This is a genomic window from Microbacterium sp. Root53 (assembly GCF_001426925.1).
Lineage (GTDB): Bacteria > Actinomycetota > Actinomycetes > Actinomycetales > Microbacteriaceae > Microbacterium.
Map to the genome: position 1 here is coordinate 146277 of NZ_LMFR01000024.1, position 21537 is coordinate 167813.

At 73.3% G+C, this 21537-nt stretch carries 20 protein-coding genes; 14 read left to right on the forward strand and 6 right to left on the reverse strand.

What is annotated here, in order from left to right; genetic code table 11:
* Nucleotides 1-6 precede the first annotated feature (6 nt).
* The 11 genes from ASD19_RS12180 to ASD19_RS12230 all read left to right on the forward strand — a co-directional run bounded on the left by ASD19_RS12180 (nucleotide 7) and on the right by ASD19_RS12230 (nucleotide 12204).
* Nucleotides 7-555 carry a F0F1 ATP synthase subunit B gene (locus ASD19_RS12180; protein WP_055993124.1) on the forward strand — a complete coding sequence of 183 codons (549 nt, stop codon included), beginning with the start codon at nucleotides 7-9 and terminating at the stop codon, nucleotides 553-555.
* A complete protein-coding gene (locus ASD19_RS12185) occupies nucleotides 555-1337 on the forward strand; it encodes a F0F1 ATP synthase subunit delta (protein ID WP_055993126.1) in 783 nt (260 codons plus the stop codon). The genes ASD19_RS12180 and ASD19_RS12185 overlap by 1 nt, the downstream gene beginning before the upstream one ends.
* 69 nt (nucleotides 1338-1406) lie before the next feature.
* Complete coding sequence (gene atpA, locus ASD19_RS12190; protein ID WP_055993128.1) at nucleotides 1407-3050, forward strand: F0F1 ATP synthase subunit alpha; 1644 nt, start codon at nucleotides 1407-1409, stop codon at nucleotides 3048-3050.
* Between the two features lie 21 nt (nucleotides 3051-3071).
* Complete coding sequence (locus ASD19_RS12195; RefSeq protein ID WP_055993130.1) at nucleotides 3072-3968, forward strand: F0F1 ATP synthase subunit gamma; 897 nt, start codon at nucleotides 3072-3074, stop codon at nucleotides 3966-3968.
* Nucleotides 3969-3997: 29 nt separating this feature from the next.
* A complete protein-coding gene (atpD, locus tag ASD19_RS12200; RefSeq protein ID WP_055993131.1) occupies nucleotides 3998-5434 on the forward strand; it encodes a F0F1 ATP synthase subunit beta in 1437 nt (478 codons plus the stop codon).
* Nucleotides 5435-5436: 2 nt separating this feature from the next.
* Entirely contained in the window at nucleotides 5437-5697 is a 261-nt protein-coding gene (locus ASD19_RS12205; RefSeq protein ID WP_055993133.1) for a F0F1 ATP synthase subunit epsilon, read from the forward strand.
* Nucleotides 5694-6452 (forward strand): YaaA family protein, encoded by a 759-nt coding sequence (locus ASD19_RS12210; RefSeq protein ID WP_442922546.1) that lies wholly within the window; start codon nucleotides 5694-5696, stop codon nucleotides 6450-6452. Before ASD19_RS12205 ends, ASD19_RS12210 begins: the two co-directional genes overlap by 4 nt.
* Before the next feature lie 94 nt (nucleotides 6453-6546).
* On the forward strand, nucleotides 6547-7284 hold the full coding sequence (locus ASD19_RS14635) for a DUF5684 domain-containing protein (protein WP_055993137.1): 738 nt from the start codon (nucleotides 6547-6549) through the stop codon (nucleotides 7282-7284).
* A gap of 69 nt (nucleotides 7285-7353) precedes the next feature.
* On the forward strand, nucleotides 7354-8334 hold the full coding sequence (locus ASD19_RS12220) for an aldo/keto reductase (RefSeq protein WP_055993139.1): 981 nt from the start codon (nucleotides 7354-7356) through the stop codon (nucleotides 8332-8334).
* Between the two features lie 129 nt (nucleotides 8335-8463).
* A complete protein-coding gene (locus tag ASD19_RS12225) occupies nucleotides 8464-9366 on the forward strand; it encodes a PP2C family protein-serine/threonine phosphatase (protein ID WP_082543177.1) in 903 nt (300 codons plus the stop codon).
* A 57-nt stretch (nucleotides 9367-9423) separates the two neighbouring features.
* Nucleotides 9424-12204: an FtsK/SpoIIIE domain-containing protein gene (locus ASD19_RS12230; protein WP_055993141.1), complete on the forward strand. Its 2781-nt coding sequence runs from the start codon at nucleotides 9424-9426 to the stop codon at nucleotides 12202-12204.
* A gap of 21 nt (nucleotides 12205-12225) precedes the next feature.
* On the opposite strand, the gene ASD19_RS12235 is transcribed toward ASD19_RS12230, so the two are convergent.
* From ASD19_RS12235 to ASD19_RS12245, 3 genes are all read right to left on the reverse strand, one after another.
* Nucleotides 12226-13215: an asparaginase gene (locus tag ASD19_RS12235; RefSeq protein WP_055993143.1), complete on the reverse strand. Its 990-nt coding sequence runs from the start codon at nucleotides 13213-13215 to the stop codon at nucleotides 12226-12228.
* A 183-nt stretch (nucleotides 13216-13398) separates the two neighbouring features.
* Nucleotides 13399-13869: an OsmC family protein gene (locus ASD19_RS12240; RefSeq protein ID WP_055993144.1), complete on the reverse strand. Its 471-nt coding sequence runs from the start codon at nucleotides 13867-13869 to the stop codon at nucleotides 13399-13401.
* Nucleotides 13870-13896: 27 nt separating this feature from the next.
* Nucleotides 13897-14673 (reverse strand): lysophospholipid acyltransferase family protein, encoded by a 777-nt coding sequence (locus tag ASD19_RS12245; RefSeq protein WP_055993146.1) that lies wholly within the window; start codon nucleotides 14671-14673, stop codon nucleotides 13897-13899.
* A 131-nt stretch (nucleotides 14674-14804) separates the two neighbouring features.
* Between ASD19_RS12245 and ASD19_RS12250 the strand changes: the two genes are divergently transcribed.
* Both ASD19_RS12250 and dxr read left to right on the forward strand, forming a co-directional pair.
* On the forward strand, nucleotides 14805-15764 hold the full coding sequence (locus tag ASD19_RS12250) for an FKBP-type peptidyl-prolyl cis-trans isomerase (protein WP_055993148.1): 960 nt from the start codon (nucleotides 14805-14807) through the stop codon (nucleotides 15762-15764).
* A gap of 13 nt (nucleotides 15765-15777) precedes the next feature.
* Nucleotides 15778-16878 (forward strand): 1-deoxy-D-xylulose-5-phosphate reductoisomerase, encoded by a 1101-nt coding sequence (gene dxr / locus ASD19_RS12255; RefSeq protein WP_055993150.1) that lies wholly within the window; start codon nucleotides 15778-15780, stop codon nucleotides 16876-16878.
* A 154-nt stretch (nucleotides 16879-17032) separates the two neighbouring features.
* Here the strand turns inward: dxr and ASD19_RS12260 are convergent, their stop codons facing one another.
* The 3 genes from ASD19_RS12260 to ASD19_RS12270 all read right to left on the reverse strand — a co-directional run bounded on the left by ASD19_RS12260 (nucleotide 17033) and on the right by ASD19_RS12270 (nucleotide 20142).
* A complete protein-coding gene (locus ASD19_RS12260; RefSeq protein ID WP_055993152.1) occupies nucleotides 17033-18643 on the reverse strand; it encodes a Mur ligase family protein in 1611 nt (536 codons plus the stop codon).
* A 107-nt stretch (nucleotides 18644-18750) separates the two neighbouring features.
* Nucleotides 18751-19437 carry a YcnI family protein gene (locus ASD19_RS12265; RefSeq protein ID WP_055993154.1) on the reverse strand — a complete coding sequence of 229 codons (687 nt, stop codon included), beginning with the start codon at nucleotides 19435-19437 and terminating at the stop codon, nucleotides 18751-18753.
* A gap of 123 nt (nucleotides 19438-19560) precedes the next feature.
* Entirely contained in the window at nucleotides 19561-20142 is a 582-nt protein-coding gene (locus ASD19_RS12270) for a hypothetical protein (protein ID WP_055993156.1), read from the reverse strand.
* Between the two features lie 87 nt (nucleotides 20143-20229).
* On the opposite strand from ASD19_RS12270, the gene ASD19_RS12275 reads away from it, so the two are divergent.
* Nucleotides 20230-21519 (forward strand): M50 family metallopeptidase, encoded by a 1290-nt coding sequence (locus tag ASD19_RS12275; RefSeq protein WP_055993415.1) that lies wholly within the window; start codon nucleotides 20230-20232, stop codon nucleotides 21517-21519.
* Nucleotides 21520-21537 lie beyond the last annotated feature (18 nt).

The window sequence follows — 21537 nt, forward strand, 5'->3', positions numbered from 1 at the left end:
GACAGGATGCTGAACGCTCTTGTCACGGTCGCCGCGGAGGAGACGCCGAACCCGCTCCTGCCGGCGTGGTACGACATCATCTGGTCGGCGCTCTGCTTCCTCGTCATCCTCTTCGTGGTGTGGAAGGTGGCCCTGCCGCGCCTGACGGCCATGCTCGACCAGCGTTCGGCGGCCATCGAGGGCAACATCGCGAAGGCCGACGAGGCCCAGCGTCAGGCCGAGGCCGCCCTCGAGGAGTACACGAAGCAGCTCGCCGAGGCCCGCAAGGAGGCCGGCGACATCCGCGAGGCCGCCCGCGAGGACGGCAAGCGGATCGTCGCCGAGGCCAAGGCCAACGCGGCCGCGGAGGCCGAGCGCATCACCGCCACCGCGCACACGCAGATCGAGGCCGAGCGCCAGACGGCTCTCGTCACGCTGCGCAGCGAGGTGGGCGCGCTCGCGATCGACCTCGCCGGCAACGTCATCGGCGAGACGCTGACGGACGACCAGAAGGCCGCCGCCGTGGTGGACCGCTTCCTGGCCGACCTCGAGGCGTCCGAGAAGGCGGCCAAGTAATGGGCAGCGCGACCACTCAGGCGCTCGCGGCGCAGGCCCAGGCACTGGGCACCGCGACGGTCGACCTCGACACGGCTCGCGAGCTGTTCGCGGCCGCCCGTGCCGTCGCCGGCTCGCGCGCCCTGAGCGGCGCGCTCGCCGACCCGACCGCGGCTCCCGAGGCCCGCAGCGCGCTCGTCGCGCGCGTGTTCGGCTCGCTGTCGCCGACCGCGCAGTCGCTCCTCGCGACGACCGCCGCCCAGCGGTGGTCGTCGCAGGACGAGCTGCTCGACGGTCTCGAGGAGCTCGCCATACGGGCGGCCGCCAAGGCCGACCACGGCGACCTCGAGGGCGAGCTGTTCCGCGTCTCCCGCATCGTCGCGGAGAACCCCGAGCTCGAGCTCGCGCTGGGCAGCCGCCTGGGCGACGGCGCGGCGAAGGGCGACCTGATGAAGACGCTCCTCGGCGGCCGCGCCGGCGAGGGCACCACGCTGGTCGTCTCGTCGCTCGTGCAGCAGCCGCGCAACCGCCGCGTCCGCGCGATCCTGTCGCGTGCGATCCGCATCGTGGCCGCGCAGCGCGGCCGCACGGTCGCGACGGTCACCACGGCGACCCCGCTCACCGAGGCGCAGACACAGCGTCTGGCCACCGCGCTCTCGCGCACGTACGGCGGCGAGGTGACGATCAGCGCGATCGTCGACCCCTCGGTCGTCGGCGGCGTGCGCGTGCAGATCGCGGACGACGTCATCGACGGCAGCATCGCGTCGCGTCTCGCGGACGTGCGCCAGAAGCTCGCCGGCTGACCCTCCACACTTGCCGCCCCGGCGGAATCGCTTTTGGGGATCGCGGATCCCACAACCTGAAGGAAGACAATGGCAGACATCACGATCAGCCCCGACGTCATCCGTGACGCGCTGAAGGACTTCGTCGCCGCCTACGAGCCCACCGGCGACGCGGCGACCGAGGTCGGCACCGTCACCGACGCGGCCGACGGCATCGCCCACGTCGAGGGCCTGCCGGGCGTCATGGCCAACGAGCTCGTGCGCTTCGGCGACGGCACGCTCGGCCTCGCCCAGAACCTGGACGAGCACGAGATCGGCGTCGTCGTCCTCGGCGAGTTCGCCGGCATCGAGGAGGGCCAGCAGGTCACCCGCACGGGCGAGGTCCTCTCGGTCCCCGTGGGCGAGGGCTACCTCGGCCGCGTGGTCGACCCGCTCGGCAACCCGATCGACGGCCTCGGCGAGATCACCGGCATCGAGGGCCGCCGCGCCCTCGAGCTGCAGGCCCCCGGCGTCATGCAGCGCAAGTCGGTGCACGAGCCGATGCAGACGGGCATCAAGGCGATCGACGCCATGATCCCGGTCGGCCGCGGCCAGCGCCAGCTGATCATCGGCGACCGCCAGACCGGCAAGACCGCGATCGCGATCGACACGATCATCAACCAGAAGGCGAACTGGGAGTCGGGCGACCCGACCAAGCAGGTCCGCTGCATCTACGTCGCGATCGGCCAGAAGGGCTCGACCATCGCCTCGGTGAAGGGCGCCCTCGAGGAGGCCGGCGCGATGGAGTACACCACCATCGTCGCGGCCCCCGCGTCGGACCCGGCCGGCTTCAAGTACCTGGCCCCGTACACCGGCTCGGCCATCGGCCAGCACTGGATGTACGACGGCAAGCACGTCCTGATCGTGTTCGACGACCTGTCGAAGCAGGCCGAGGCCTACCGTGCCGTGTCGCTGCTCCTCCGCCGCCCGCCGGGCCGCGAGGCGTACCCCGGTGACGTCTTCTACCTGCACTCGCGCCTGCTCGAGCGCTGCGCGAAGCTGTCGGACGACATGGGCGCCGGCTCGATGACGGGTCTGCCGATCATCGAGACCAAGGCCAACGACGTGTCGGCCTACATCCCGACCAACGTGATCTCGATCACCGACGGCCAGATCTTCCTGCAGTCCGACCTGTTCAACGCGAACCAGCGTCCCGCGGTCGACGTGGGCATCTCGGTCTCGCGAGTCGGCGGCGACGCGCAGCTGAAGCACATCAAGAAGGTCTCGGGCACGCTCAAGCTCGAGCTCGCCCAGTACCGCTCGCTGGAGGCGTTCGCGATGTTCGCGTCCGACCTCGACGCGGCCTCGCGCCGTCAGCTCGCCCGCGGTGCGCGCCTGACCGAGCTGCTCAAGCAGCCGCAGTACTCGCCGTACCCCGCCGAGGAGCAGGTCGTCTCGATCTGGGCCGGCACGAACGGCAAGCTCGACACGATCGAGGTCGAGGACGTGCTGCGCTTCGAGCGCGAGCTGCTCGACCACCTGCGCCGCAACACGACCATCCTCGACACGCTCCGCGACAGCGGCCAGCTGTCGGACGACACGGTGGCGGAGATGGACAAGGCGATCGACGCGTTCCTGCTCGAGTTCCAGGGCGGCAAGGGCGTTCCCCTCACGGCTCCGGGCCACGAGGAGCACCAGGCGGCCGACGCCGCCGACGTCGACCAGGAGAAGATCGTCAAGGGCCGCCGGGCGTAAGCCCCGCGGAGAAGACGCATCATGGGAGCAAAGCTCAGGGAGTACAAGCAGAAGATCTCTTCTGCTCAGACGACCAAGAAGATCACGAAGGCGATGGAGCTCATCGCGGCTTCGCGCATCCAGAAGGCGCTGGCGCGTGTGAACGCGTCCAGCCCCTTCTCCCGCGCGGTGACGCGTGCGGTCTCCGCGGTCGCCACGCACACCGACATCGACCACCCGCTCACGCGGGAGCCGGAGTCGGTCAAGCGCTCGGCGATCGTCATCCTCAGCTCGGACCGCGGCCTGGCCGGCGCGTTCAACTCGCAGGTCATCCGCGAGGGGCTGGAGCTGGCGGAGCTGCTGCGCTCGCAGGGCAAGGACGTCGCGTTCTACCTGTTCGGCCGCAAGGCCGTCGGCTACTTCCAGTTCCGCCACATCGCGGCGGAGGCCGAGTGGGTGGGCGACGCCGACGTGCCGCGCTTCGAGACCGCCGAGCAGATGGCCGACGTGCTGCTGGAGGCGTACGAGAAGGACGCGTCCGAGGGCGGCGTGGACGAGATCCACATCGTCTACAACCGCTTCGTCAGCATGATGACCCAGGAGGCGGACCAGGTGCGTCTGCTCCCGCTCGCGGTCGTCGAGGGCGACGCGACGGCCGAGGCGAGCAGCGAGGTCTACCCGCTGTACGAGTTCGAGCCCGACGCGACCGCCGTGCTCGACAAGCTCCTGCCTGTCTACATCCAGAGCCGCATCTTCAACGCCCTCCTGCAGTCGGCCGCCGCCAAGCAGGCCGCGACGCAGAAGGCGATGAAGTCGGCCAGCGACAACGCCGACAAGCTCATCACCGACTACACCCGCCTGCGCAACAACGCGCGTCAGGCCGAGATCACGCAGCAGATCGCCGAGATCGTCGGCGGTGCCGACGCCCTGGCGTCCTGAGCTGGAACCCAGAAGAGGAAAGACGAAAAATGACTGCCACTGAGACCGCGGTCGTCGGACGGGTCGCCCGCGTCACGGGTCCCGTCGTCGACATCGAGTTCCCGCACGACGCGATCCCCGAGGTCTACAACGCGCTCAAGACGACGATCGTCATCGGCGAGCAGGCCACCGAGATCACGCTCGAGGTCGCCCAGCACCTCGGCGACGACATGGTGCGTGCCATCTCGCTGAAGCCGACCGACGGCATGGTCCGCGGCCAGGAGGTGCGCGACACCGGCGCCCCCATCTCGGTGCCCGTGGGCGACGTCACCAAGGGCAAGGTCTTCAACGTCACGGGCGATGTGCTGAACCTGCCCGACGGCGAGACCATCGAGGTGACCGAGCGCTGGCCCATCCACCGCAAGGCCCCGAACTTCGACCAGCTCGAGTCGAAGACCCAGATGTTCGAGACGGGCATCAAGGTCATCGACCTGCTCACCCCGTACGTGCAGGGTGGCAAGATCGGCCTCTTCGGCGGCGCGGGCGTCGGCAAGACCGTCCTCATCCAGGAGATGATCCAGCGCGTCGCGCAGGACCACGGCGGTGTGTCGGTGTTCGCCGGCGTCGGCGAGCGCACGCGTGAGGGCAACGACCTCATCCACGAGATGGAGGACGCGGGCGTCTTCGACAAGACCGCCCTCGTGTTCGGTCAGATGGACGAGCCGCCGGGGACGCGTCTGCGCGTCGCCCTGTCGGCCCTGACGATGGCGGAGTACTTCCGCGACGTGCAGAAGCAGGACGTGCTGCTCTTCATCGACAACATCTTCCGCTTCACGCAGGCGGGCTCCGAGGTGTCGACCCTGCTGGGCCGCATGCCCTCGGCCGTGGGCTACCAGCCCAACCTCGCGGACGAGATGGGTGTGCTCCAGGAGCGCATCACCTCGACGCGCGGCCACTCGATCACCTCTCTGCAGGCGATCTACGTGCCGGCCGACGACTACACCGACCCGGCCCCCGCGACCACGTTCGCGCACCTCGACGCCACGACCGAGCTCTCGCGTGAGATCGCGTCGAAGGGTCTGTACCCGGCCGTCGACCCGCTGACGTCGACCAGCCGCATCCTGGACCCGCGCTACATCGGCGAGGACCACTACCGCGTGGCCACCGCCGTGAAGCAGATCCTGCAGAAGAACAAGGAGCTGCAGGAGATCATCGCGATCCTCGGTGTCGACGAGCTCTCGGAAGAGGACAAGATCGTCGTCGCCCGCGCGCGCCGCATCCAGCAGTTCCTCTCGCAGAACACCTACATGGCGAAGAAGTTCACGGGTGTCGAGGGCTCGACCGTGCCGATCAAGGAGACCATCGAGTCGTTCGACGCGATCGTCAAGGGCGAGTTCGACCACGTCGCCGAGCAGGCGTTCTTCAACGTCGGCGGCATCAGCGACGTCGAGGCCAAGTGGGCGCAGATCCAGAAGGAGAACGGCTGAGCATGGGCCTTCAGGTCACCCTGGTCTCCGCCGAGGCGGAGGTCTGGACGGGCGAGGCGAACCTCGTGGTCGCCAAGACCACGGAGGGTGAGATCGGCTTCATGCAGGGTCACGAGCCGGTGCTCGCGATCCTGGGCGACGGCCAGGTGCGCATCACCCAGGAGGACGGCACCAAGGTGATCGCGGACGCTCGCGACGGCTTCGTGTCGATGGAGAACAATCGCCTCACGATCGTCGCGGGTCACGCGACGCTGAGCTCCTGACCACGATCCTCCTGCCCCCTTCGGAGACGAAGCGGGCAGGCGGATCGGACGCGCCACTCGCTTACGACGGCCTCGCGCTGCCGGTGCTCGCACCGCGGCGCGAGGCCGTCGTCGCGTCCGTCGTGGCGCTGTCCGCCGATCCGGACCTCGCCGCGCGTGTGCTGAAGCTCTCGCCCCGCCAGCTCGGGGAGATCCAGGTGAACGCCGTGCTGCGCACCGCGCCGACCATGCCCGCCGTGGACCGCTACACCGGCGTGCTGTTCGACGCGCTGGACGCCGCGACCGTGGGCGCGGAGGCGCGCGCCTGGCTGGGCGAGCACGCGCTGATCCAGACCGCGCTGCTCGGCCCGGTGGGCGCGCTCGACGCCATCCCGTCGTACCGGCTCGCGGCCGGCGCCTCGCTGCCCGGGGTGCCGCCGCTGCGACGGCACTGGGCCCCGGCCGTGGCCGAGGCGTTCGGCGGCCTGCGCGGTCTCGTGATCGATCTGCGCTCCGAGGCCTACGCGGCGCTCGGGCCGGTGCCCGCCGGCGTCGCGAGCACCTACGTGCGGGTCGTGGCGGAGGGGGCGGACGGCACCGTGCGCGCCCTGAACCACTTCAACAAGAAGGCCAAGGGGCTGCTGACCCGGCGGCTCGCGCAGACCCGCCCGGCGCTGTCGGACGTGGGCGATCTCGTGGCGTGGGCCGCGACGGAGGGACTCGTGATCCGGCCCGGCGCGCGGGCGGGCGAGGTCGAGCTGGTCGGCGAGGGCTGATCGCCCGATCGCGCGCGCCTCTGTTCAGCAAGCACTCAGGATCGCTAACCTGGAGCCGCGGCGGAACGCCGCACGCAGATCTCCAGGAGGACGCATGAATTCCTACGACGACGGCGCCTTCGCCGCCGCGCTGCTGGCCATGACGGGCCTGATGATCCTCTTCGCCATCGTCATCTACGTCCTGACCTCGTTCTTCATGATGAAGATCTTCCAGAAGGCCGGGGTGCAGGGCGCGTGGCGCGCCTGGGTGCCGGTCTACAACATGATGGTCTTCTTCAAGCTCGGCGACCTCAGCCCGTGGCTGGTGCTCTACGGCTTCGGCGGCGCGATCCTGCTCAGCTGGATCGGCATCGGCTACCTGTTCAGCCTGGCCCTCGCGGTGTTCTCGGCCATCGCCGCCTACCGCATCGGCCTGAAGCTGCAGAAGGAGGCGTGGTGGGTCGTCCTCTACGTGCTCCTCTCTATCGTCTGGCTCGGCATCCTCGCGTTCGACAGGTCGCGCTGGAACCAGGCGGTGCCGCCGGCTCCGTGGGCGGGCAACGCCTTCCTCGGCGACAACACCCAGTGGGACGGCGTGCCGACGCAGACCGCCGCGGTCGCGCCCGGCTACGGCCAGGCGGGTTACGGTCAGCCCGGCTACGGTCAGCCGCCGGCGCCGCAGGGACACCCGCAGCCCGGATATCCCGCGCAGCCCGGCCAGGCGCCCACTCCGCCCGTGCAGGGCGGCGCGGTCCCGCCGGTGCCGCCGCCCGCGCCCGGCACCACGCCGCCGCGCGGCGACGAGCCGCCGGCCGGAACCACGCCTCCGCCTCCGGCCCCGCCGCAGCCCTGACGCGCATCGCGAACGGCCCCGCCCCGATCCCTCGGAGCGGGGCCGTTCCGCGTCGGTTAGCGTGGGGGCATGAGCGTGGCGATGCGTCGGGTCGGTCGATCGGGTCTGCTGGTGTCGGAGGTCGGCCTCGGCTGCAACAACTTCGGCCGGAAGGGGACCGCCACCGAGTCGCTGGAGGGCACGCGCCGGGTGCTGGACGCCGCGATCGAGCACGGCGTGGTGTTCCTCGACACCGCGGACATCTACGGCGGCGAGGGCGTGAGCGAGTCGCTCATGGGCGAGGCGCTGCGCGGCCGGCGCGACCGGGTCGTGCTCGCGACGAAGTTCGGCCACTACGCGCGGGACATGGGCTTCGGGCCCGCCGCCGGCGCCAAGGGCTCGCGCGCGTACGTCAGGCGCGCGGTCGAGGCGTCGCTTTCGCGGCTGCAGACCGACTGGATCGATCTGTACCAGCTGCACACGCCGGATCCGGAGACCCCGATCGAGGAGACGCTCGACGCGCTGGACGACCTCGTGCGCGAGGGGAAGATCCGCTACTACGGCCACTCCAACCTCGTCGGCTGGCAGATCGCGGAGGCCGAGCTGACGGCACGCGCGCGCGTCCGCTCGGGGTTCATCTCCTCGCAGAACCAGTTCTCGCTTCTCGAGCGCGACGCCGAGCGCGAGGTGCTGCCGGCCGTGCGCCGCTACGGGCTCGGGTTCTTCCCGTACTTCCCGCTCTACAACGGGCTGCTGACGGGCAAGTTCACGCGCGAGGGCGGACCGGCGGGGAGCCGCATCATGTCGCAGCGGCCGCACCTCTGGCGCGACGCGCCGTGGGACGTGCTGGAGGCGTATCAGGCGTTCTGCGACGCGCGCGACATCACCATGCTCGAGGCGACCTACGGCTGGCTCCTCGCGCAGGAGGGCGTCGCGAGCGTGATCGCGGGTGCAACGTCGCCCGAGCAGGTCGCGGCCAACGCCGCCGCGGGCGGCGCCTGGCGCCCGACCCCCGAGGAGCTCGTGGTGCTCGACGGGCTGTTCCCGGGGCCTCCCGTCCCCGTGATCTGACCCGCATCCGCGCCGCTCACCGGGCCGTCGCGGCGCGGCGCGTCGGCGGGCTGCCGATAGGATGTGAGAGCCCGTGACGGACCGGCCTTGCACCCTGGGGTCGGCGCCGTCGCCCGATATCGGAGGTCCATGCCCGTGTCCGACGCCCCGACGACGGCGCAGTCGCAGACGGTCACGCTGCCCACCGGCGACGACGCCGTCCTGACGTGGGCCGGGGTCACGCACCGCGGCCGCAAGCGCGACATCAACCAGGACGCCCTGCTCACGGCGTTCCCGCTGTTCGTCGTCGCCGACGGCATGGGCGGCCACATCGGGGGCGAGATCGCCAGCGCGAGTACGGTCGACCGCCTCCAGCGCATGGTGGGCAAGGGCCCGGTCTCGCCCGAGCGCATCGAGAAGGCGCTGATCAAGGCCGTCCGCGACATCGGCGACCACCCCGAGACGACCGACGAGGGCACCGGCACGACCGTGACGGGCGTGTACCTCGACATCACCGACGACCAGGCGACCTGGGTCGCGCTGAACATCGGCGACTCCCGCGTCTACCTGCAGCGCGACGACGCGCTCGCGCAGGTCACGACCGACCACTCGCTCGTCCAGGAGCTCGTCGCGGCGGGGCGCCTCAGCCCCGAGGAGGCCGAGAACCACCCGTACGGCAACGTGATCACGCGCGCGGTGGGGCCGAGCGAGGGCGCCGTGCCCGACTACGTGCGCCTCGACGTGCGCGACGGGGACCGGTTCGTCATCTGCTCGGACGGGCTCACCAAGGAGCTCACGGACTACGGCATCCTCCACTTCCTGCGTCTGCACCCAGAGCCCGAGGCGGCGGTCGACGCCATGCTCGAAGCCGCGCTGGAGAACGGCGGGCGCGACAACATCACGATCGTGGTGCTGAACGTCGCGGTGCCGGGCCAGGTGCGCCCCGACGACGCCGACACGCGGGAGCTGCCCGAGGCCGACCCGCACGACACGTTCGACCCGCCGGCGGAGCCCGCCGACGACTCGTCCACAGGCGACGACGCGCGCGAGTAATCCGCCGGGGCCGTCCGCGCCGCCGCGCCGCGCTCGCGGAGCCGCTGGACTGGGCGCATGCCCGCAGCGCACGACGAGCCCATCACCCTGCCGACCCCGGAACCCCCGCCCCGCCGCGGGCCCTTTCCGATCGTCGCCTCGGTCGTCCCCGTCGTCGCGTCGGTCGCGATCTGGGCCGTCACCGGCTCCCTGCTCGCGCTCTGCTTCGCCGCGCTCGGACCGCTGATGGCCGTGGCCTCGCTGATCGACGGTGCCCGCAGCGGGCGGCGCCGGCGCCGCGAAGCGCGAGCCGAGCGCGAGGCGGCGCTGCGCCGGGCGCGCGAGCAGGTCGCGCGGCGGCACGACGCAGAGCGGGCGACGCGATGGCGCGAGCGGCCCGACGTGGCGGCGCTGATCAAGGACCCGCGGCGGCAGTGGCGCAGCGGCGCGGACGAGCTGGTGGTCGGCCGCGGCCGTGTGCCGAGCATCGTGCGGGTGGCCGTGGGGGACGACGACGCCGAGGGGAGGGAGCTGCGGCGGCGCGCGGCCCAGCTCGCCGACGCGCCCGTGACGGTGCCGCTGCGCGCGGGCGTCGCCGTGCAGGGCGATCCCGTCGCAGCGCGGGCGATCGCCCGTGGCCTGGTGCTGCAGCTGTGCCTCGCGCATCCGGCGGGCGACGCGGCGCTCGTGGCCGTGCCGCCCGGGGAGTCCGGGTGGGCGGAGCGGCTGCCGCACTGGCGCCCGGGCGCCCGAGACGGCCTGCGCGTCTCCCTCGCGGACGCCGCGGCGCCCGCGCCGCCGTCCGACGTGGTGATCGCGGTGGTGGCGCCTGAGGGCGAGGTCCCTCCGGAGTGCGGGGCGCTGCTCGAGGTCGGGCCCGTGCCGCAGGCACGGCTCACGTGGGCGGGGGAGACCGCCTCGGTCGCCGCGGAGGCGGTCTCGCTCGCCCAGGCGGAGGCGATCGCGGCGCAGCTCGCGGCGCGACGGCCCGCGGCCGAGTCGTCGTCGGCGGGCCGCGCCGGGACGGTCGGCCTCGGAGAGCTCCTGGAGCGCGCACCTGAGCGCTCGGGCGCGCTCGGCGCGGTGATCGGCGTCGAGGGCGCCACCCCCGCGCAGGTCGACCTCGTGGCCGACGGGCCTCACGCCGTGGTGGTGGGGATGACGGGCAGCGGCAAGAGCGAGCTGCTGGTGACCTGGGTGGCGTCGCTCGCCGCCGTCCTGCCTCCCGAGCGCGTGCAGTTCCTGCTGGCGGACTTCAAGGGCGGCACCGCGTTCGCACCGCTCTCGGCGCTGCCGCACGTGACCGGGGTCATCACCGACCTCGATGCCGGGGGTGCCCGCCGCGCGGTCGAGAGCCTCCGCGCCGAGCTGCGCGCCCGCGAGGCGGTGCTCGCGCAGGCGGGGGCGCGGGACGTGTCGGACCCGCGTGTCGACCTGCCGCGGCTCGTGATCGTGGTGGACGAGTTCGCCGCGATGCTGCAGGAGCATCCGGATCTCCACGCGGTCTTCACCGACGTGGCGGCCCGCGGGCGGGCGCTCGGCCTGCATCTCGTGCTGGGCACCCAGCGGGCAGGGGGCGTGCTGCGCGACGCGCTCGTGGCCAACAGCCCGCTGCGGATCGGCCTGCGGGTCGCGGAGCCGGCCGAGAGCCGCGCTCTGCTCGGGACCGACGAAGCGGCGGCGCTCCCGGGCGGCGCGGAGGGGCGCGGGCTCGCGTGGATCCGCCGCGCGGGCGACTCCGGCGCCCGGCTGACGCGGATCGCGCTGACCTCGCCGGACGACGTCGCGACCGCCGCGGCCCGGTTCGCGGATCGGCCGCGCCGCCCCGGGCCCTGGCTGCCGCCGCTGCCGACCCGCCTCTCCCGCGCGGACGCGGTGGCGCTCGTGGGGGAGCCGCCGCCCGAGGCGATCCTGCTCGGCGTCGCCGACGAGCCCGCGCGACAGCGGCGATCCGCCGTCCTCCTGCGGCCGGGCTCGGACCGCGGCCTGGTCGTGGTCGGCGCGGGCGGGTCCGGGCGCTCGGCGGTCGCCGGGCTGGTGGCGGGCGCGCGGCCCGACGCCCTGATCGTGCCGCGCGACGCCGAGGCCGCGTGGGATGCGCTGGAGCGCGCAGAGCGCATCCGGCCCGCGCTGCTCGTGATCGACGACGTCGACGCCCTGCTCACCCGGTTCCCGCCCGAGTACGCACAGGCCACCGCCGACCGGCTCGAGGGGATCGTGCGGGACGCGGGGGACAGCGGCACGACGGTCCTGCTCACGGCCGCGCGGCTCTCGGGGCCCGTGCAGCGCTTCGCCGACCTCCTTCCGCGCCGTGCGCTGCTCGCGCTGCCGGGGCGGGCCGAGCACGCCGCCGCCGGCGGCGCAGCCGACACGTTCGATCCGCGCCGACCGCCCGGGCGCGCCGTGCTGGACGGGCTCGAGGTGCAGTTCGCGCTCGGCGAGCCGCTGCCGCTGCCCGCGCCGGCCGTGCAGGAGCCGCCCCGCTGGGTGCCCGACGCGCCGGTCGCCGGCATGGTGCTGCGTGCCGCGCGTCGCCGCGGCGAGCAGCTCGCGGCGGCGTGGCCGGCCGGCGTCCGGGTGCTGCCCGTCGACGACCTCCCGCCGGGTGCGCGGCTCGCGGACCTGCATCGCCCGGGGGAGCGGCTGGTGCTCGCAGGAGACGGCGACACCTGGCAGCGCCAGTGGTCCCTCCTGCAGGACGTGCGCGGCGGCGCGCCGTTCGCGGTCGGCGCCGACTGCGCGCCCGAGCTCCGCACGCTTCTGGGCGAGCGCGAGCTCCCGCCCTACGCCCGCACGCGCGCATCCCGTGCCTGGCTCGTGCGCGACGGCCGCCCGCCCGAGCGGATCATCCTGCCCTGACCGACGTCCAGGGACCCGAGCTCAGACGGTGGCGCGGATGCGGCCGACCTCGCGGCCGCCGCCCTCGACGCGGTACATCGGGTGGGCCGCGGCGTCGACGACGTCGCCCGAGGTCACCGCGCCCGCCTTCGCGAGCAGGCTGAGCGCGACCAGCGAGGCGGCGCGCAGCGATCCGTCGAGCATCTTCAGCGCGACCGTGGTGCCGTCGGGGGCGACCATGACCTGCACGCCCTCGGCGCCGAGCTTTGAGAAGACGCCGAACCGCTCGATCGCGAAGGTGTCGGAGCGCCCGGGTCCGTCGATCGCCCACGGGTTCTCGCGCACGGTGCGCACCAGCGCTCCGGCCACGCGGTGCAGCGCGAACGGCGACCGCTCGGAGGAGGTGCCGATGCGGTGGATGCCGCGCGCGAGGGCGGTCAGCGGCAGCGCGTGGACGGGGGCGCCGCACCCGTCGATCACGGTGGCGGGGATCTTCTCGCCCGTCAGCCGCTCGACCACCTCGCGGATGTGCAGCTGCAGCGGGTGCACCGGGTCGAGGTAGCCGTTCACGTCCCATCCGGTCGCGACGCACGCTGCGAGCATCGCGGCGTGCTTGCCGGAGCAGTTGTGCCGCACGCGGGCCTTGTCGGCGTGATCGCGGACCATGGCGTCGCGCGTGGCCACGTCCGAGGGCCAGCTCGCCGGGCACGCCAGGTGGTCCTCCGTGAGGCCCGACGCCGCGAGCATCTCGCGCACCACCGCGACGTGGCGGTCGGTGCCCGCGTGGCTCGCGGTCGAGAGGGCCATCCGCTCGCCCGCGAGCTCGGCGCCCGCCGTGAGGCACGCCACGGCCTGCAGCGGCTTGAGCGAGGACCGGGGCAGGATCAGCGCATCCGGGTTCCCCAGGCTCGCGACGATCTCACCGCTCGGCGCGAGCACGATCGCCGAGCCCGCATGCCGGGACTCCACGAATCCATTGCGCTCCACGACCGCGAGCTCGACGGAATCCTGCACGCTGAAAGTCTCGGACATCTACTTAGAATCTCACGCCCGTCGATCGGCTCGGGCACCGCAAGCGGTGCCACTCGCCGCTCGACCACTGTCGCTGACGCTCCAGTGAGGCGTGAGGGCGCGCTTCGCGCGCGGGCCGCATCCGCGGCATGCTCGCTTCGCTCGCACGACGGTGGGGCGCCGTGCTCCGGTACGCGGCGGGGGTCAGCCGACCGTGACCGTGGCCTCGTGGCGGACCGGGAAGTTGACCGAGCGCGCGATGAAGCACCAGCCGTGAGCGGTCTCGTGCGCCGCCTCCGCCGCCTCGATCATGGAGGCGTCGGCGACCGTCACGCGCGGGCGCAGCACGACCTCCGCGAACTGGCCGCCGCTGGCGCCGTCCTCGACCATGAGCCCGGTCGCCTCGTCGACGTACGAGGTGACGACCACCCCGGCGACCACGCACGCGTGCAGGTAGGACAGGAGGTGGCACTCCGACAGGGCCGCGATCAGCATGTCCTCGGGGTTCCACCGCTCCGGATCGCCGCGGAACGGCTTGTCCGAGGAGGCGAGGAGCGCGGGCTTGCCGTCGACCTCGATCGTCACGTCGCGCGAGTACTCGCGGTACCCGGAGGTCCCCGAACCGAGGTTGCCGGTCCAGGTGGCGGTGAGCGCGTAGCGGTGTTCGCGATGCATGCCGCCAGTCTCGCACCGCGACGGGAACTACCGTCGTTCGTGCGGGAGCGCGCGCTTGATCTTCTCGATCGGCGTCTGCGCGGGCGACTCGTTGTACGCGTCCGCGAGCTCCTGGCCCGACAGGGCGTGGATGGCCGCCATGATCTCGTCCGTCGCCGTGCGGCGCGCGCGGCCCGAGGTCGCGGGCCCGTGGTGGGAGAGGTCGAGCGGCTCGCCGAAGCGGATCGTGACGCGCTCGCGCATCGACGGGAACTTCGAGCCGACCGGCATGACCTTGTCGGTCCCGATCAGGCCCACCGGCACGACCGGCGCGCCGGTCTGCAGGGCGAGGAACGCGACGCCCGTACGGCCCTTGTAGAGCCGGCCGTCCAGCGAGCGCGTCCCCTCGGGGTACAGCGCGACCGCGGCCCCCGTCTCGAGGATCTGCCGCTGCTGCTCGAGCGCGTCGAGAGCCGCCTGCCCCGCGCCGCGGCGCACGGGGATGGCGCCGACCGCGGTGAACAGCACCTTCGAGAGCCAGCCCTTGAAGCCGGTGCCCTCGAAGTAGCTCGACTTCGCCAGGAAGTGCACGGGCCGCGGCGCCGCGGCGACGGGGATGGCGATCGAGTCGATGAACGAGAGATGGTTGCTGGCGAAGATCACGGCGCCTTCGCGCGGGATGTTCGAGCGTCCCTCGACGTGCGGGCGGTAGAGGGCGCGCGCCAGGGGAGCGAGCGCCATGCGGCCGAACGTGTAGAACCAGCTGGGCTGGTGCGGGGCCTCGGTCTCGTCGGTTTCGGGTGCCGGCGACTCCTGAGAGGTCATCCGAAGAGCGTAACGCGGGATCCATGCCCGCCGCGGAATGATCCCCGGGCAGCTCTCGCACGATCTGCTCAGGCCGTTCGTAACCGGAATGGGACAAGATGGGATGAATCCCCAACGAACGAGGTATCTCCGTGCGTCTTCGCTCCACCGCCCTCCTGTCCACCCTCGCGGTCACCGGGATCGCGCTCGTCGGCTGCTCCGGCGAGCCGGCCCCCGAGTCCTCGCCGAGCGCCTCCGCCGCCGGCGACCTGTGCGGCGCCGCGGTCGGATCGGGAGCCGCGTCGGAGGCCGTGACGGTCGAGGGCGAGCCCGGCGAGGCGTCGACCGCGACGTTCGAGAAGCCGCTCGAGATCACCGAGCTGCAGAGCACGGTCGTGGCCGAGGGCGAGGGCGAGCCCATCGAGGCCGGCCAGCTCATCGAATACGCGATGTCGGCGTACGACGCCACGACAGGCGAGGAGCTCGGCGTGATCGGCTACGAGGAGGGCCAGCTGCTGCCGCAGCAGATCACGCCCGAGAGCGTGTTCGCCCAGATCCTCGGTTGCGCCACGGTCGGCACGCGCGTCGTGAGCACCTTCCCGGCGTCGCAGGGGCAGGACGGCAGCGAGGTCCCCGGCCAGGTCTACGTGTTCGACCTCACGGGCGTCACGCCGTCGGCCGCGTGGGGCGACCCGCAGGAGCCCGTCGAGGGCGAGCCCACGGTCGGGCTCGCCGACGACGGCGAGCCCACCATCACGCTCCCCGACGCGGAGGCGCCCAGCGAGACCCAGGTCAGCGAGCTCAAGGTCGGCGACGGCGACACGGTCGAGTCGGGCGATCAGGTGCTCGTCCAGTACACGGGCGTGAAGTGGTCCGACGGCAGCGTGTTCGACTCGAGCTGGGTGAACGGCGCCCCGACGGCGTTCGTCACGAACCAGGTCGTGCCGGGCTTCACCAAGGCGCTCGAGGGCCAGACGGTCGGCTCGCAGGTGCTCGTCACGATGCCGCCGGCCGACGGCTACGGGTCGTCCGAGGGCCACGAGCTGCAGGACGAGACGCTGACGTTCGTGGTCGACATCCTCGCGACCCAGCACCCCGCCCCGGCGCAGTGAGGCGCGCGCAGGCATGACCGCGTCCCCGGCCGCAGCGCGCCGCGTCGTCATCCTCGGATCCACGGGGTCCATCGGCACGCAGGCCCTCGACGTGATCCGCGCCAACCCGGAGCGGTTCGTCGTCGTGGGCCTGTCGGCCGGCTCGAACGCCGAGGCCATGGCCGCCCAGGCGCGCGAGTTCGGCGTCGAGCACACGGCGCTGGGCGCCGCCGAGGCCGAGCAGCTCGTGCGCTCGGTCGACGCGGACGTGGTCGTCAACGGGATCACCGGCTCGGTCGGCCTCGGCCCGACGCTCGCGGCGCTCGAGACCGGGCGCACGCTCGCGCTGGCGAACAAGGAGTCGCTCATCGTGGGCGGCGACCTGGTCAAGCGCGTCGCTCGGCCGGGGCAGATCGTGCCCGTCGACTCCGAGCACTCGGCGCTGGCGCAGGCGCTGCGCTCGGGCACGGCGGACGAGGTGCGCCGGCTGGTGCTCACGGCGTCGGGCGGCCCCTTCCGAGGCCGCGATCGGGCGTCGCTCGCGGGTGTGACGCCCGCGGAGGCGCTCGCGCACCCGACGTGGGACATGGGCCGCATGGTCACCACGAACTCGGCCACGCTCGTCAACAAGGGCCTCGAGGTGATCGAGGCGCACCTGCTGTTCGACGTGCCCTTCGACCGGATCGACGTGGTCGTGCACCCGCAGTCGATCGTCCACTCGATGGTCGAGTTCGTCGACGGCTCGACCATCGCGCAGGCGTCGCCGCCCGACATGCGGCTGCCGATCTCGCTCGGGCTGGACTGGCCGCACCGCGTGCCCGGCGTCGGTGCGCCGCTCGACTGGACCGCCGCCTCGGCGTGGACGTTCGAGCCGCTCGACGACGAGGCCTTCCCCGCCGTCGCCCTCGCCAAGCAGGTCGGCGAGGCGGGCCGCACGTATCCCGGCGTCTACAACGCGGCGAACGAGGAGGCCGTCGACGCCTTCCACGAGGGGCGCCTGCCGTTCCTCGGCATCGTCGACACCGTGCGCCGCGTGGTCGACGCGCACGACGCCCCCGCCGAGCTCACGCGCGAGTCGCTCGCGGAGGCCGAGGCCTGGGCCCGCGCCGAGGCCGACCGGATGATCTCGGGCTAGAGTTCCGCGCAACCGGCCTGCGACGCGCGCCAGCGCGGAGCGTGCGGGCGCTCATGCGCCCGCCACTCACGCCATCGATGGAGCGCCAGCGACAGCGCTGCAGACGCGAGTGGCGCCCTGGAGGGGTGCACGAGCGGATGCGGGGGCGTGAGAGTCAAGAACTGTAGGGGACCGGCCAGGCGGGCTCCGGCACCGGCCAGCCCGCGTCGCGCAGGGCGCGGCGGGCGAGCTCGCGGGCCGAGTACGGAGTGCGGACGCCGCGGATGTCGCGGTAGTCCTGGTGGCCGGGGCCCGCCCACAGGATGGCGTCGCCGGGACCGACGAGCGAGACGGCCTTCACGATCGCGGCCTCGGGCGGCGAGACCTCGTGGATCTCGTGATCCGGATCCGTCGCGCGGGCGCCCTCGAGCAGCATCGCCCGGATCGCGTCGGGGTCCTCGAACCGGGGGTGGTGGTCGGTGATGACCACGATGTCGCTGCCCTCGACCGCCGTGCGGCCCATGTCGAAGCGCTTGGTCTTGTCGCGGTCGCCGTCGGCGCCGAACAGCATCAGCACCTTGCCCCGCGTGACGCGGCGCACGGCCGCGAGCGTCTTCTCGAACGCGTCGGGAGTGTGGCCGAAGTCGACGTACACGGCGGGGCCCTCGTCGCCCGAGACGCGCTGCGTCCGGCCGGGGAGGTACGCCCGGATGCCGCCGTCCCGCTCGAGGGCCTCGGCGATGCGCTCCCACGCATAGCCGGCCTCGAGCAGCATCACGATCGCGAGGCCGCCGTTCGAGGCCATGTGCGGCCCGATCACGGGCACCGACGTCGTGAGGGAGCGGCCGTCGCCGTGCGACAGGGTGAAGCGGGTGCCGCTCTGCGTCTCCTCGTCGATCGTCACGATCCACTCGGCCCGGGCGGCCCGGTCGGGGTCCGCCGCGATCGACGGCGTGGCGATCGTCACGACCGGGATCTCCGCCTTCGCGGCGATGTCGAACCCGGGCGTGGAGTCCAGCGACACGACCCCGCGGCGGGCGCGATCCGGCCGGAAGAACTGCAGCTTGGCCTCGAAGTACTCGGCCATGTCGGCGTAGTCGTCGAGGTGGTCGTGCGTGAGGTTCGTGAAGGACGCGACGTCGAACACGAGGCCGTCCACGCGGTGGCGGGTCAGCGCCTGCGCGCTCACCTCGACCGCGACGGCCTCCACGCTGCGCTCCCGCATCAGGGCCAGCAGCGCGTGGAACTCGGACGCCTCGGGCGTGGTCAGGCGGGAGACGATGACCTCGCCCGCGATGTGCCGCTCGGCCGTCGAGGAGAGGCCGGAGACGACGCCCATCTGCTGCAGGATGCCGTCCAGGATGTGTGTCACGGAGGTCTTGCCGTTCGTGCCGGTCGTGCCGAGCAGCAGCGGGAGGTCCGCATCCGTCGCGTAGACCCACGACGACAGCGCGCCGAGCGCGCCGCGGGGGTCGTCCACCACGACGATCGGAAGGCCGGACGCGGCGGCCATGTCGGCGCCCTCGGCGTCGGTCACGATCGCCGCGGCGCCCTTCTCGGCGGCCACCGGGGCGAACTCGGCGCCGTGGCGGTTCACGCCGCGGATCGCCACGAACGCCTCGCCCTCCCGCAGATCCGCGGTCGCGAGCGTGATGCCGCGGATCTCGATCCCGTCGAGCGATCCGCGCGTCTCGCGTCCGAAGCGATCGGCCAGCTCGGCGAGCGACCGGCGGGGCGGGTTCTCGGGACGCAGGACCGGAGGCAGGTTCGCAGGAGGGTTCGTCATGGCGTCTCCCAGTCTCGCACGCGCGCGCCGTCCACCCCGCTGTGACGCGGGCCGCGCGGCCCCGCGCCCGGCCGCCGCGCGGGGCCGGCCGGGCGCGGGGGAACGGGTCAGCCGCGGGCCGACCGGCGCCAGGCGAGGACCGACACGACCAGCGCCGCGATGCCCGCGGCCAGCCCGCCGGCTCCCAGCGCGACCGGGAGGGGATCCGATGCCGGTGCGGCGACAGGCGCCTCCGCCCCGGCGGCGTGCGCGTGGTCGCCGCCCGCCGCCGCCGCGTCCAGCGTGACCGTCGGCGCGGGGCTGTCGAGCTCGTGCGGATCCTGGCCGTCCTCCGGGATCTCGGACCAGGACACGGCTCCCTCGCTGCACACCTGCTCGACCGGGAACGCGAGCGTGACAGGGGCGTCGTCGGCGTACTTCACGCCGAGCTCGACCGTGGCCCGCAGGTCGCTCGGGACGGGCTCGTTCGCCGTGTAGACCACGCGCGAGACGAGGCCGTCGGCCGCGTCGCGCTCGACGTCGATCGTCCAGCCGGGCTGCAGGGTCGGCGACACGGAGTCGAGCCCGTCGGGCACGTCGATCCGCAGGGCGGTGGTGGGGGATCCGTCGCAGCCGTGGCTGAACGCGAACGTCAGCACGTCGTAGCCGCCGGCGACCGGGGCGTCCGGCGTCACGGTGACGTGCGCGCTCGCGGCCAGCGGCGCGGCGAGCACGAGACCGGCGGCAAGCGCGCCGCCGGACGCGGCGATCAGCGATCGACGGAGCGGACGGCGGGTGGGGATGGACAGGGACATGGGTTCTCCTCGGAGGTTCCGCGCCGTGCGGGCGCACGGGCGCACGGGCGCGCGACCGCGTCGCGGATCGGCCGCGGCGGTCGGATGGGTCGGTGACGGCGTGCGCCTGGAGCCCGGGAGGGCTCAGGCGCGCAGCGCCGCCGGGGGCCCGCGCCGGGAGACCGAGGAGAGGAGAGCGGGGAGGACGGCCGCGACGGCGGGCGCGGGCAGCGCACGCGGCAGCCGGGGCGCGGCGGGCGGCAGCGGGGCGGCGGCGCGCCGCAGCAGGGCCACGGCGCCGCGCGCGATCGCGCGCACCAGCCGCTCCCCGCGCCACAGCAGCGCCACGGTCACGAGCGCCGCGACCGCGTGCGCGACGTACATACCCGCCCCCTCCGGCGCGGGGGCGGACGCCGCGATCAGCGTGATGTGGTGCCCGGGTCGTTCGATGTTCGCGGACGCGCCCGTGCCCGAGGGTGAGCCGAGCAGCTGGAACACGCCGTGGAACGCGGCCTGGCTCACCAGCGCCGCGGCCGCGAGCCGCGACAGGCTCATGCGCGGGCCGGCCAGCGCGCCGGCCACCGGCGTGAGCAGCGCGATCATGGCCGCGACCAGCAGGAACGCGGGAGCCGGCCCGCCCGCGACCGTGTGCGACGCGGCGGCCAGCAGGGTGGCGACCGACGACGCGGCGACGCCGCGGAGCGCGCGCTGCTGCCGGGCCGTCATGCCCTCGAATCTACCCGCGCACGGCATCCCCGCCCGCGGCCGTCGCGCCCCGGGGTTTCCGAGGATGCGGGGGCTAGCGTTGTGCGCGTGACTGTCGTGGCGTTCGTGATCGGCGTGCTCGTCGTCGTGGTGGGGCTGGCCGTGTCCATCGCGCTGCACGAGATCGGCCACCTCGTGCCGGCCAAGCGGTTCGGCGTGCGCGCCGGGCAGTACATGGTCGGCCTGGGCCCCGTGATCTGGTCGCGCCGCTTCGGCGAGACCGAGTACGGCGTCAAGCTCCTGCCGATCGGCGGCTACGTCTCGATGGCGGGGATGTACGCCCCGACGAGGCAGGGCGTGCGCGCCAGGGGGATGTTCGCGACGCTCGTGCAGGATGCGCGCGACGCCAACGCCGAGACGCTCCAGGGCGTCGACGACTCGCGCGCCTTCTACCGCCTGCCGGTGTGGAAGCGCATCGTCGTCATGCTGGGCGGGCCGGTCATGAACCTGATCCTCGCGGTCGTCCTGTTCTCGGTGCTCTACAGCGGCATCGGCCTGCAGCAGACCACGACCACGATCGACGCGGTGTCCGAGTGCGTGCAGCCCGCGGGCTCCGCGTCGGAGACGTGCGACGAGGACGATCCCGCCTCGCCCGCGCTCGCCGCGGGGCTGCGGCCCGGCGACCGGTTCGTGTCGCTGGACGGCACCGAGGTGTCGACGTTCGCGGAGGCGTCCGCGATCATCCAGGCCGCGCCCGATCGGCCCCTCCCCGTGGTCGTCGATCGCGCCGGCGAGCGCGTGGCGCTCACCCTGACCCCCGTGCTCGCGGAGCGTCAGATCGCGGGCGAGGACGGCGAGGTCACGACGCAGCGCGTCGGCTTCGCGGGGATCACCGCGGCCGTCGAGCGCGTGCGGCAGCCGATCTGGTCCGGGCCGCAGGCGACGTTCGAGACGGTCGGATCCGTGACCGGCATCATCCTGCAGCTGCCGCAGCGCCTGTGGGACACGGCCGTGGATCTGTTCACGGGCCAGGAGCGCGACCCGAACGGGCCGCTCAGCGTGGTCGGTGTCGGCCGCCTGGCCGGCGAGGTCGCCGCGACCGAGGCGCCCATCCTGGACCGCGTCTCGGCCATGGTGGGGCTGCTCGCCTCGGTCAACATCGCGCTGTTCGTGTTCAACCTGATCCCGCTGCTGCCGCTCGACGGCGGGCACGTCGCGATCGCGCTGTGGGACGGGCTCAAGCGCGCATGGGCGCGGCTGCGCGGCCGCCCCGAGCCGGCGCCGGTCGACGCGACGCGCCTCGTGCCCGTCACGCTGCTGGTGGTCGTGCTGATGGTCGGCATGGGCGCCCTGCTGTTCGCGGCCGACATCTTCAACCCCGTCCGCCTGATCGGCTGAGCGGGGCCGGGCCCGTCG

Bases quoted from the DNA above. Each gene is read 5' to 3' on its own strand.
- ASD19_RS12180 (WP_055993124.1), top strand. From the start codon at position 7: ATGCTGAACGCTCTTGTCACGGTCGCCGCGGAGGAGACGCCGAACCCG.
- ASD19_RS12185 (WP_055993126.1), top strand. From the start codon at position 555: ATGGGCAGCGCGACCACTCAGGCGCTCGCGGCGCAGGCCCAGGCACTG.
- atpA (WP_055993128.1), top strand. From the start codon at position 1,407: ATGGCAGACATCACGATCAGCCCCGACGTCATCCGTGACGCGCTGAAG.
- ASD19_RS12195 (WP_055993130.1), top strand. From the start codon at position 3,072: ATGGGAGCAAAGCTCAGGGAGTACAAGCAGAAGATCTCTTCTGCTCAG.
- atpD (WP_055993131.1), top strand. From the start codon at position 3,998: ATGACTGCCACTGAGACCGCGGTCGTCGGACGGGTCGCCCGCGTCACG.
- ASD19_RS12205 (WP_055993133.1), top strand. From the start codon at position 5,437: ATGGGCCTTCAGGTCACCCTGGTCTCCGCCGAGGCGGAGGTCTGGACG.
- ASD19_RS14635 (WP_055993137.1), top strand. From the start codon at position 6,547: ATGAATTCCTACGACGACGGCGCCTTCGCCGCCGCGCTGCTGGCCATG.
- ASD19_RS12220 (WP_055993139.1), top strand. From the start codon at position 7,354: ATGAGCGTGGCGATGCGTCGGGTCGGTCGATCGGGTCTGCTGGTGTCG.
- ASD19_RS12225 (WP_082543177.1), top strand. From the start codon at position 8,464: ATGCCCGTGTCCGACGCCCCGACGACGGCGCAGTCGCAGACGGTCACG.
- ASD19_RS12230 (WP_055993141.1), top strand. From the start codon at position 9,424: ATGCCCGCAGCGCACGACGAGCCCATCACCCTGCCGACCCCGGAACCC.
- ASD19_RS12235 (WP_055993143.1), bottom strand. From the start codon at position 13,215: ATGTCCGAGACTTTCAGCGTGCAGGATTCCGTCGAGCTCGCGGTCGTG.
- ASD19_RS12240 (WP_055993144.1), bottom strand. From the start codon at position 13,869: ATGCATCGCGAACACCGCTACGCGCTCACCGCCACCTGGACCGGCAAC.
- ASD19_RS12245 (WP_055993146.1), bottom strand. From the start codon at position 14,673: ATGACCTCTCAGGAGTCGCCGGCACCCGAAACCGACGAGACCGAGGCC.
- dxr (WP_055993150.1), top strand. From the start codon at position 15,778: ATGACCGCGTCCCCGGCCGCAGCGCGCCGCGTCGTCATCCTCGGATCC.
- ASD19_RS12260 (WP_055993152.1), bottom strand. From the start codon at position 18,643: ATGACGAACCCTCCTGCGAACCTGCCTCCGGTCCTGCGTCCCGAGAAC.
- ASD19_RS12265 (WP_055993154.1), bottom strand. From the start codon at position 19,437: ATGTCCCTGTCCATCCCCACCCGCCGTCCGCTCCGTCGATCGCTGATC.
- ASD19_RS12270 (WP_055993156.1), bottom strand. From the start codon at position 20,142: ATGACGGCCCGGCAGCAGCGCGCGCTCCGCGGCGTCGCCGCGTCGTCG.